This window comes from Streptomyces solincola, assembly GCF_002982015.1.
In the GTDB taxonomy this organism is placed as follows: Bacteria; Actinomycetota; Actinomycetes; order Streptomycetales; family Streptomycetaceae; genus Streptomyces; species Streptomyces solincola.
Genome location: NZ_PVLV01000699.1, coordinates 1 through 6,092 on the forward strand (window position 1 = coordinate 1; position 6,092 = coordinate 6,092).

Annotated in this window: 5 protein-coding genes; all 5 read right to left on the reverse strand. The window is 75.6% G+C overall.

What is annotated here, in order from left to right; genetic code table 11:
• Window positions 1-221: 221 nt before the first annotated feature.
• Complete coding sequence (locus C6N75_RS29450; protein ID WP_105871886.1) at window positions 222-1,889, reverse strand: FAD-dependent oxidoreductase; 1,668 nt, start codon at window positions 1,887-1,889, stop codon at window positions 222-224.
• A 31-nt stretch (window positions 1,890-1,920) separates the two neighbouring features.
• On the reverse strand, window positions 1,921-2,886 hold the full coding sequence (locus tag C6N75_RS29455) for an AurF N-oxygenase family protein (protein WP_105871887.1): 966 nt from the start codon (window positions 2,884-2,886) through the stop codon (window positions 1,921-1,923).
• A gap of 230 nt (window positions 2,887-3,116) precedes the next feature.
• A complete protein-coding gene (locus C6N75_RS29460) occupies window positions 3,117-4,355 on the reverse strand; it encodes a beta-ketoacyl-[acyl-carrier-protein] synthase family protein (protein WP_258177682.1) in 1,239 nt (412 codons plus the stop codon).
• Entirely contained in the window at window positions 4,352-4,693 is a 342-nt protein-coding gene (locus C6N75_RS29465; protein ID WP_105871888.1) for a phosphopantetheine-binding protein, read from the reverse strand. Before C6N75_RS29465 ends, C6N75_RS29460 begins: the two co-directional genes overlap by 4 nt.
• Window positions 4,694-4,756: 63 nt before the next feature.
• Window positions 4,757-5,806, reverse strand: coding sequence for a methyltransferase (locus tag C6N75_RS29470; protein ID WP_105871889.1), 1,050 nt, complete (start codon window positions 5,804-5,806; stop codon window positions 4,757-4,759).
• Window positions 5,807-6,092 lie beyond the last annotated feature (286 nt).

The window sequence follows — 6,092 nt, forward strand, 5'->3', positions numbered from 1 at the left end:
GACGCCCGAGCGGGGGTCCGGGGCCGTTCGGTCCATGGCTTGCCTACCTTTTCCGTGGGGATTGCCACTCCGGAGTGTGCGGGGGCGCCGACGCCCCGTCAAGGGTGTGTACGCAGGGTGGACACGAGCCCGTGCGGCCGGGCGGACACGGCGCCGCGCCCGGAGCGTCGGGGCGCCGGGCGCGGCGGGTGCGGCAGGTGCGTGCGGGAGACGGGTGGCGGTCAGCGGACCAGGCGCAGGGGGCGGCGGGCGGTGGCGAGGAGTTCCTCGACGGTGGCCAGCCTGACCCGGGGACGGCCGTCGTCGCGGCCGCGGGCGGTCTCGGCGCGGTCGATGGCCGCCATGCCGCGGGCGTCGACGAGGCGCGGGGTGCGGCGGCGGGCCAGGCGGTGGAACGCCTTCGCCGATCCGGTGGGCGTGGGCAGCCGGCCCTCCACGGCGTCGGCGAGCAGGGTGGCGACGGTCTCCGCCGCGCAGGTGCGGTTGGCGCCGATGCCGCCGGTGGGGCCGCGCTTGATCCAGCCCACGACGTAGCAGCCGGGCATCGCGGTGATGCGGCCGGCCTGGTGCGGGACGGTGCCGGTGGCCTCGTCGAAGGGCAGGCCGGGGACCGGTTGGCCTCGGTAGCCGGCGGCGCGTACGACGAGGCCGGCGGGGATCTCCCGTACGCCGTCGTCGCCTTCGCGGGCTGCCACGGCGCGGACCGTCTCCTCGCCGAGGACGCGGGCGGGGGCGGAGTGGAAACGCAGGACGATCCGCCGCCCCCCGGCAGGTGGCCGGGCGTAGTCGACGCGCCGGCGGGGGACGTCCTTCAGGGCGGCGGCCTTGGCGCCCGGTGCGGCGGCGTCGATGGTGGCGCCGGTGCGCGGGTCGTGGTCGTCCACGACGAGGTCGACGCCGGGCAGGTGGCGCAGCGCCAGCACCTCGGAGCGGGTGTAGGCGGCGTGTTCGGGGCCGCGCCGGCCGAGCACCACGACCTCCCGGACGGCGGCGTCCCGGAGCCGGGCCAGGGCGTGGTCGGCGATGTCGGTGGCGGCCAGCGCGTCGGGGTCGGCGACCAGGACGCGGGCGACGTCGAGGGCGACGTTGCCGTTGCCCACCACCACGACGCGGGCGGCGGAGACGTCGACGGCGTCGGCGGCGACCTCGGGGTGGGCGTTGTACCAGGCGACCAGCGAGGTGGCGGAGACGACACCGGGCAACTCCTCGCCGGGGACGCCGAGCTTGCGGTCCGAGGAGGCCCCGACCGCGTAGACCACGGCGTCGTGGTGGGCGCTCAGCTCCTCGGCGCTCACCTCACGGCCGGCCTCCAGGCCCAGGTACATCCGCACCCGGGGGTGCCGGTGGAAGCGGGCGAAGGACTCGCCGGCCCGCCGGGTCGAGGGGTGGTCGGGGGCGACGCCGTGGCGCAGCAGCCCGCCGGCCACCGGGAGCCGGTCGACCAGGGTGACCTCGGCGCCGGTGTGCAGCAGCAGGTCCTGGGCGGCGTACATGCCGGCGGGGCCGGTGCCGACGACGGCGATCCGCAGGGGCGGGAAGTCGGCCGGCAGGGTGCGCTCGAAGGACGGTGCGCCCCAGGGGTGGAAGTTGGGGCCGGTGCGCTCGCCGGCCGGTTCCGGCTCCGGGGCGCCGGCGAAGTAGGCGGCGTTGATCTCCGCGTACTCCGCCAGCTCGGGCCGGCCGGCGAGCAGTTCGTCGACGGGGTGGATGGCGTCGACCGGGCAGGCGTCCGCGCAGGCGCCGCAGTCGATGCAGGCCCGGGGGTCGATGTGCAGCATCTCGGTGGAGCCGAAGGCGCGTTCCTCCGGCGTGGGGTGGATGCAGTTGACCGGGCACACGGCCACGCAGGCGGCGTCGCTGCAACAGGTCTGGGTGATGGCGAAGGTCATGTGCCGGGTCCCGGTTCGGATCGGACGTTGGTCAGATCAGGTGGGCGCGCTTGTAGAAGGCCAGCGCGGGCTTGGTGAGCAGGCGGACCGAGGCGAGGAAGTCCATCAGCCCGGCGCAGCTCGAACGCATCATGGCCTTGTGGTGCTCGTTGGCGCGGGCCTCGGCGAGCGCGCGGTCCCGGTCGAGCCCGGCGTGGGCGTACACCTCGCGGTTGACCATGCTGGTGACGATGAAGTACGAGGCGACGGCGACCACGAAGGCGTTGAGCTGGCGGCGCAGCCAGCCCGCGCCGGCCAGGCGCTTGCGGGTCTCGTCCCGGGCGAACTTCATGTGCCGGGACTCCTCGACGACGTGGATGTTGTTGATGGTGCGGACGAAGGGCACCACCCGCTCGTCGCGCATCCAGTCGCGCTGCATGACGTCGAGGACCTCCTCGGCGACCAGGATCGCCGCGTAGGCCGCCTCGCCGAAGGCCAGCGTCTTGAAGGCGCGGCCCAGTTCGAGCACCGCCCGGCGCGGCCGGTAGGCGGGTGCGCCGAGCTTGTGCGCGCCCCGGGCGAACATGATGGAGTGCCGGCACTCCTCGGCTATCTCGGTGAGCGCCCACTGGAAGTCGGGGCTGGTGGGGTCCTTGGCGTAGATGTCGCGGAGCACCATCTGCTGGAGGATCATCTCGAACCAGATCCCGGTGCTGGCCACCGAGGCGGCCTCCTGCCGGGTCAGCTCGCGGCGCTGCTCCTCGGTCATCTCCCGCCAGTAGGCGGTGCCGTAGAGGGTGGACCACTCGGGGCTGGCGCCGTGGAAGTCCTTGTCCAGCGGCGTCTCCCAGTCGACCTCGACCGCCGGGTCGTAGGAGAGCGTCGCGGAGGACGCGAGGAGGCGCCGGGTGACGTCCTGGTCCTGGTTCCGATCCGGCTTCGGGTCCTGGGCCTGGCCCGCGGTCTGGGTCTGCCGGCCGGTGGTGCGGGGTTCCGGCCGGGCCGTGCTGCCTGCCATGTGCGGCTCCTTCCACCGTTGTTAGACGGACCGTATAGTAGGGGCCCCCTCGGGGCCTACCCCTCGGTAGAAGATTTGTCAGCAAGGCGGCGTGCGGTGTCCGGATACCGCCGGAAGCGGAGCCCGCAAGCGGCCGGAAAGCGACGGAGCGGGCGCGGAACCGTGAGTTCCGCGCCCGCTCGCCCCTCGATGCCCACCCACGCATACGGTTGCCGGTCGGACCTCGGCGGTCAGACCTCGGCGGTCAGCACCACCGCCGCGTTCTGGCCGCCGAAGCCGCTGGAGGTGCTCAGCGCGGCCCGCATCCGCAGCGGCCGGGGGACCTTGGCGACGATGTCCAGGTCCAGCGCCGGGTCGGGGTCGTCCAGGTTGGCGGTGGGCGGGACGACCTGGTGGCGCAGGGCGAGCACGGTGGCGGCCGCCTCGATGGCGCCGGCCCCGCCGATGGAGTGCCCCAGCACGCTCTTCAGCGCGGTCACCGGCGGCGTGCGCGGGAAGACCGCGTGCAGCGCGCGGGCCTCGGCCTCGTCGTTGTACGGGGTGGAGGTGCCGTGCGCGTTGACGTGGTCCACGTCCTCGGGGCGCAGCCCGGCGGCGGCGAGCGCGCCGTGCACGGCCTGCGCCAGTCCGCGGCCGTCCGGGTGCGGCGAGGTGACGTGGTGGGCGTCGCAGGAGGCCCCGTACCCGGCCAGGTGCGCGAGGGCCCGCGCGCCCCGGGCCCGGGCGTGGTCGGCGCGCTCCAGGACCAGGACCGCGGCGCCTTCGCCGAGCACGAATCCGTCGCGGCCCCGGTCGAAGGGGCGGGAGGCGTGCGCGGGGTCGTCGCGGCGGCCGGACAGCGCCCCCATCTGCCCGAAGCAGATGGCCGGGATGCGGTGGCAGACCGACTCGGCCCCGCCCGCCAGCACGATGTCGCAACTGCCTGAGCGCAGCAGGTCGCGGGCGACGCCCAGGGCGGTGGTGCCGGAGGCGCAGGCGGTGCTGACGGCGAGGTTGGGGCCCTGCGCGCCGAGGTCGAGGCCGATCTCGCCGGGCACCATGTTGGGGATGGAGCGCGGCAGGGCGAACGGCGAGACGGTCTCGGGCCGTCCGTCGGCGGCGCGCGCGAACTCCCGCTCGTAGTGCTCGAAACTGCACGTGCCGACGCCCATGACCACCGCGACCCGGGGCGCGGGCCAGTCCGCCGGGTCGAGCCCGGCGTCGGCGACCGCCTCCCGGGCGGCGACCAGGGCGAGATGGGTGCCCCGGTCCAGCCGCCAGGCGAGCCGGCGGCCCAGCAGCGCGTGGGCGTCGAAGCCGGGGACCCGGCAGCAGAAGTCCTGGTGCAGCCCGGCGAGCACCGGGTCGGTGGCGGCGGTCGGTGCGCCGGCGAGCAGACCGTCCCAGGTGGCGGCGGCGCCGATGCCGGCGGGCGTCACCATGCCCAGACCGGTCACGGTGACGCCGGCGCCCCCGGCGGCGGCGGTCACCGGCGGACGCCGGCGGCCGGCGCGGCAGCGGCGGGGTCGGTCGCGGTGGAGCCGGCCGCAGCGGAGCCGGTGGCGGTGGGGTCGGCGGAGGGCGCGGGCACGTCCGGGCCGGCGGCGACCAGGCGGTCCACGGCGGCCGCGGCCTCGGCGAGGGTGGCGGTGGCGGGCAGTTCCTCCAGCCGGTGGCCGGTGCGCTCCTCCAGCAGCAGGGACAGCTCCACCAGCGCCAGGGAGTCCAGGTCGAGCTGGTCGAAGGTGGTCTCGGGGTGGACGGCGTCGGCCTCGACGCCGAAGGTCTCCGTCAGGATTCCGGCGATCGCCGGGTAGCTGTCGGCCATGGGTGAGGGCTCCTGGTGCTGGTGGTCGGGCGGCGGTCGGCGCGGGGCCGGTGAATCGGTGCGTCAGCCGGGGGGACGCGGGCCCACCCGGGTGAGGTGGGCGAGCAGGGTGTAGCCGGTGGTGTCGGACTCGACGCGCAGGCTCTCGGTCCGGTGCGGCGCGGCCGCCTGGACCAGGGCCCGGACGTCGTCCTCGGCACGCTCGATCAGCGGCCAGTCGGCGAGGTACTTCATCAGGTGCGCGAAGGGGTTGCCGGTGGCGATGTTGGTGAAGAGGAACAGCCCGCCGGGGGCGCACAGCCGGGTCATCACGGCGGTGACCAGCAGCCTGGCGTAGCGGTCCGTCAGGTAGTCGAAGAGGCCGCCGGCCAGCACCAGGTCGTAGGGGCCGTGCCGTTCGAGCGCGGGCAGCGCCTGGAAGGCGTTGCCCTCCTCGGTGACGGTGTGCCGGGCCGTCTCGGGGGCGAGCCGCGCGGCCGCGTGCGCCAGGGCCGCGGCGTCCACGTCGTTGAGGACGACCAGGTCGCCGGGGGCGAACAGCTCCGGCTCCACGGCGCGCAGGTCGGCGGCGGCGCCGGCGGCGATCAGCAGCACCCGGCGGCCCGCCGGGTCCGCGCCCGGCGCGGAGAGCGTCCGCCGGATCAGGCCGGCCTGGTAGGTGATCTTGTTGCGGTGCTGGCCGGTGATGGCCGAGTCCTGCACATAGGCGTCGATCTGCCAGCCCAGGGTGCCCGGTTCGGCGTCGTTGCGGCCGGAGAGCAGATACTCGATCATCTCGAAGTCGCCCGCGTGGCCGCGCCGGCGCTCCTGCCCCCGGCGGATCAGCGGGGAGCCGGCGAGCGCGGCCCTGAGCGGGGCCACCGCCTGCCGGACGCAGGCGTCGGCGGCGCCCGCGCGCAGGCAGCGGCCGACCGTGTCGGTGAACTCCGCGATGAACAGGTCCACCGGAGCCGGCGTCTGCGGCGCGGCGGACATCCGGGCGATCTCGCGGGCGTAACCCTCGCTGAACGCCGCCAGTTCGGCGAGCGCGGACCCGGCGGAAGCCTCGCGGGCGGAGGCGCCGCGAGCGGCGGCGCCGAAGGCGGAAGCGTCGAAGGCAGGAGTAAGCCCCATGCGAATCACCCTAAAGGTCCGTTATCTTCCGACCGGCTACCCGCCGCGCCGCACGGAGGGAATCCCCCGTTGGACGGACATTCCGATCATCGGCTCGACGGCCCGGGGCGGCCCCGCTGCGCAGGCGGGTGACGGGGCGACGGCGTCCGGGTGAGCGGCGCGTCCGGGAGGTGTGCGGGGCGGGCGCGGCGGAACATGGCCGCCCATGAACCGCGAGTCCCGAGAACCCGGCCCCGTCGTCCCGTCCGCTCCCCCGGACCCCGCCCGCGCCCTGCGCAGGGCGCGG

Coding starts and splice junctions, on each gene's coding strand:
- C6N75_RS29450 (WP_105871886.1), bottom strand. CDS start 1,889: ATGACCTTCGCCATCACCCAGACCTGTTGCAGCGACGCCGCCTGCGTG.
- C6N75_RS29455 (WP_105871887.1), bottom strand. CDS start 2,886: ATGGCAGGCAGCACGGCCCGGCCGGAACCCCGCACCACCGGCCGGCAG.
- C6N75_RS29465 (WP_105871888.1), bottom strand. CDS start 4,693: ATGGCCGACAGCTACCCGGCGATCGCCGGAATCCTGACGGAGACCTTC.
- C6N75_RS29470 (WP_105871889.1), bottom strand. CDS start 5,806: ATGGGGCTTACTCCTGCCTTCGACGCTTCCGCCTTCGGCGCCGCCGCT.